The sequence below is a fragment of the Aquabacterium sp. UBA2148 genome (assembly GCF_002328915.1).
In the GTDB taxonomy this organism is placed as follows: domain Bacteria; phylum Pseudomonadota; class Gammaproteobacteria; order Burkholderiales; family Burkholderiaceae_C; genus Aquabacterium; species Aquabacterium parvum.
Map to the genome: position 1 here is coordinate 488 of NZ_DCXA01000267.1, position 3,698 is coordinate 4,185.

At 68.3% G+C, this 3,698-nt stretch carries 3 protein-coding genes and 1 pseudogene; 2 read left to right on the forward strand and 2 right to left on the reverse strand.

The genetic code is table 11. From position 1 onward, the window contains the following. Together atzF and B2W70_RS14825 are read left to right on the forward strand one after the other, a co-directional pair. Positions 1–1,333 (forward strand): allophanate hydrolase (gene atzF / locus B2W70_RS14820; RefSeq protein WP_286746813.1); only part of this gene is annotated, 1,333 nt, incomplete at its 5' end. Between the two features lie 32 nt (positions 1,334–1,365). Beyond that, entirely contained in the window at positions 1,366–2,664 is a 1,299-nt protein-coding gene (locus B2W70_RS14825; protein ID WP_286746815.1) for an amidohydrolase family protein, read from the forward strand. Positions 2,665–2,724: 60 nt separating this feature from the next. On the opposite strand, the gene nikR is transcribed toward B2W70_RS14825, so the two are convergent. Together nikR and B2W70_RS14835 are read right to left on the reverse strand one after the other, a co-directional pair. Then, the gene (gene nikR, locus B2W70_RS14830) at positions 2,725–3,225 is read right to left on the reverse strand and encodes a nickel-responsive transcriptional regulator NikR (RefSeq protein WP_286746816.1); all 501 of its coding nucleotides are present in this window, start codon (positions 3,223–3,225) and stop codon (positions 2,725–2,727) included. 98 nt (positions 3,226–3,323) lie between these two features. After that, positions 3,324–3,698 (reverse strand): annotated as a pseudogene (locus B2W70_RS14835) (type III glutamate--ammonia ligase); the annotation flags it as partial.

Below are 3,698 nucleotides of genomic sequence, written 5' to 3' on the forward strand. Positions count from 1 at the left end.
GGGTCGCGTGCCCGCCGCGTTCAACAACCTGATCGGTCTGAAGCCCACGTGTGGCCTGCTGTCGACCACCGGCGTGGTGCCTGCCTGCCGCTCGCTCGACACGGTCAACATCTTCGCGCTGCACGCGGGTGACGCACACGACGTGCTGCAGGTGGCAGCCGGCTTCGACAACAAGGACGCGTTCAGTCGTGCCGCGGCGCCACATGGCGTGGACTTCTCGGGCGGGCCGTTCCGCTTCGGCGTGCCGCGCGCACAGGACCTCGCCTTCTTCGGCAACGACGCCGCCCAACAACTGTTTGAAGCGGCGGTGCAGCGCGCCATCTCGCTCGGCGGCACCCCCGTCGAAATCGATTTCTCACCCTTCCTCGAAACCGCGCGCCTGCTCTACGAGGGCCCGTGGGTGGCCGAGCGCTACCAGGCCATCCGCGATTTCATCGATGAACAGCCCGAGGCCGTGTTCCCACCCGTGCGCAGCATCATCGAAGCAGGCCGATCCAAAACCGCCGCCGAGTTGTTCTCGGCCCAGCACCAGCTCAAGGCCCTCAAGCGCGTGTGCGACCAGGTCTGGCAAACCGTGGACTGCCTGCTCACCCCCACGGCCGGCACCATCTACCGCATCGCCGAGATGCAGGCCGACCCGATCCGCCTGAACAGCCACCTGGGCCACTACACCAACCACATGAACCTGCTGGACTACGCCGCCGTGGCCGTGCCCGCAGGCTTCCTCTCCGATGGCGATGCCGCCGGCCTGCCTTGGGGCGTGACCCTGGCGGCCCCCGCGCACAAGGACATCACACTGCTGCGCCTGGCCGACCGATTCCAGCGCTGCCTCTCGGTGGAGGTCAGCGGCTACGCACTGGGCGCCACCACCATGTCACTGGCCGACGTGGACAAGCTGGGTGAGCCCGTCGGCTTGTTGGCCGACAACCCCGCGCGCAGCGGCACCATCCCTGTGGCCGTGTGCGGCGCTCACCTCAGCGGCCTGCCGCTCAACCCCCAGCTCACCTCTCGCGGCGCGCGCCTGCTCTGCGCCATCGACTCTGCACCTCGCTACAAGCTCTTCGCCCTGCCCGGAGGCCCGGTCGCCCGGCCCGGCATGGTCCGCGTGCCTGAAGGTGGTCAGGCCATCCCGCTGGAGGTGTGGGAAGTGCCTGCCGAGCACTTCGGCAGCTTCGTGGCCGGCATCCCCGCGCCGCTGGGCATCGGCAAGGTAGAGGTGGCAGACGGTCGCGTGGTGCCTGGCTTCATCTGCGAAGGCATCGGCACCGAAGGCGCCACCGACATCACGCACTTTGGCGGCTGGCGCGCCTACCTGGCCAACCGCACCCCCTGAAACCGCCCTCGGGCGCCACCACGAAACAGGCCATGCTCGACCTCCTGATCCAGCACGCGAACCTGCCCGATGGGCGCACCGACGTGGGCGTGGCCGTGCAAAACGGCCTCATCGTGGCACTCACCGAAGGCCTGACCAACCAGCAGGCCCCTGCCCGCGAGGTGGTAGACGCCGGCGGCATGCTGCTGAGCCAGCCTTTCGTGGACGCCCACTTCCACATGGACGCCACGCTCAGCCACGGCCTGCCACGCGTCAACCAGAGTGGCACCTTGCTCGAAGGCATCGCCCTGTGGGGCGAACTCAAGCCCGAGCTCACGCAGGAAGCGGTGATGGCACGCGCCCTCGCCTACTGCGACTGGGCGGTGGCCCGTGGCCTGCTGGCCATCCGCACCCACGTCGACACCTGCGACCCGCGCCTGCTGGCCGTGGACGCGCTGCTCGAAGTCAAGCGACGCGTCGCCCCATGGATCGACCTGCAGCTGGTGGCCTTCCCGCAGGACGGCGTGTTGCGCTCACCGGGCGCCTGGCAATTGCTGCAAGAGGCCTTGCGCCGTGGCGTGGACGTGGTGGGCGGCATCCCACACTTCGAACGCACACAAGCCGACGGCGCCGCCAGCGTGCGCATGCTCTGCGAGCTCGCGGCCGAGCAAGGCAAGCGCGTGGACATGCACTGCGACGAGTCCGACGACCCGATGTCGCGCCACATCGACACCCTCACCGCCGAAACCCAGCGCCTGGGCCTGCACGGCCGGGTCACCGGCTCGCACCTGACTTCCATGCACGGCATGGACAACTACCACGTCAGCAAACTCATCCCGCTGATGGCCAAAGCTGGCGTCAACGTGGTCGCCAACCCGCTGATCAACATCACCCTGCAAGGCCGCCACGACACCTACCCCAAGCGCCGCGGCATGACCCGCGTGCCCGAGCTGCTGACTGCCGGTGTGCCGGTTGCTTTCGGGCACGACTGCGTGATGGACCCCTGGTACAGCCTGGGCTCGGGCGACATGCTCGAGGTCGCCCACATGGGGCTGCACGTGGCCCAGATGACGGGCCAGGCTGCCATGCGCCAGTGCTTCGAGGCCGTCACCAGCACGCCTGCACGCATCCTGGGGCTCGACCACTTCGGCCTGCAGGTGGGCTGCGAAGCCAGCTTCGTGTTGCTGCAGGCGCGCGACCCCATCGAGGCCTTGCGACTGCGCGCCCACCGCCTGCGGGTGTACCGGCGCGGGCAGCTGCTGGCCCACAGCGAACCCGTGCAGACGACCCTGGCGCTGCCGGGTCGGCCAAACGGCACGCGCTTTCTCTGGCCGATGGACCCCAACCCTTGAGTGCGCAGGGCCTTTCCCGTGGGCAACGGTCTGCAACGATCCGCTCAGGACAACAGGCTGTCAGCCCTTTCCCATTGACATGGGATGAGGCGGGTGCAATGGCGGCATGGTGGCGGCCATGAGCTGCAGCCGTCCGGTGACCACGCCCCGCAGCGCGGTCATGCGGTTGGCGATGGCCTGCAGCCGAGCGGCAGGTCCTTGCACCAGGATCACCTCCATCATCTGCTGCCCCATCAGGTGCACGTGCAAGGAGCTGATGACCTCGTCGATGTGGTCGCACTGCAGGTCGGCCAGCTCCTTTTGCAGGCCGCGCACCGAGCGGTCGTAGAGCAAGGTGATGGTGCCCACCATCACCTCATCACCCAGCTGGCGTTTGTGCTCCAGCAGCTGCAGGTTGATCATCTCCGAGATGGCCTGCGAGCGGCTCTCGAAGCCCCGGGCCGACACCATGCCGTCGAGCTCGGCCAGCAGGTCTTCAGGCATGGACACGCTGATGCGCGCCACGGGGCTGTTGCGCTGGTCGGCGGCCAGGGCCACGTTGGATGGCAGGTTGCTTGGCATGGTGAGGTCCCGGTTTGATCTGATGTGTGTGGCGCTGAGGTCGCCTGCGACAGGTGTCTTGCGGCCCAGGGCATCGCTTGCCCGAGGCCAGGCCGACATCAGAACATGTGGCTGTAGCGCTCGACCTCCCACTGGCTGACCGACAGGTGATAAGCCTCCCACTCCTGCGTCTTGTAGGTGATGAACTCGTCGCGCAGCTCCTTGCCCAGCGTGCGCTCGACCAGCGGGTCTGCCGCGAAGGCCTGCACCGCCTCCTGCAGCGTCTGCGGCAGGAAGTCGATGCCGCGCTCTTGGCGCTGCGCGTCGCTCAGCTCGTACAGGTTGTCCTCGTTGGGCAGGCCCGGGTTCAGGCCCTCGCGGATGCCCTCGAGCCCCGCGGCCAGGGCCAGCGCTGCGGCCAGGTAGGGGTTGACCGCACCATCGGCGTTGCGCGACTCGCAGCGGCCACCACCGGCGGGGATGCGCACCGAGTT

Bases quoted from the DNA above. Each gene is read 5' to 3' on its own strand.
- B2W70_RS14825 (WP_286746815.1), top strand. From the start codon at position 1,366: ATGCTCGACCTCCTGATCCAGCACGCGAACCTGCCCGATGGGCGCACC.
- nikR (WP_286746816.1), bottom strand. From the start codon at position 3,225: ATGCCAAGCAACCTGCCATCCAACGTGGCCCTGGCCGCCGACCAGCGC.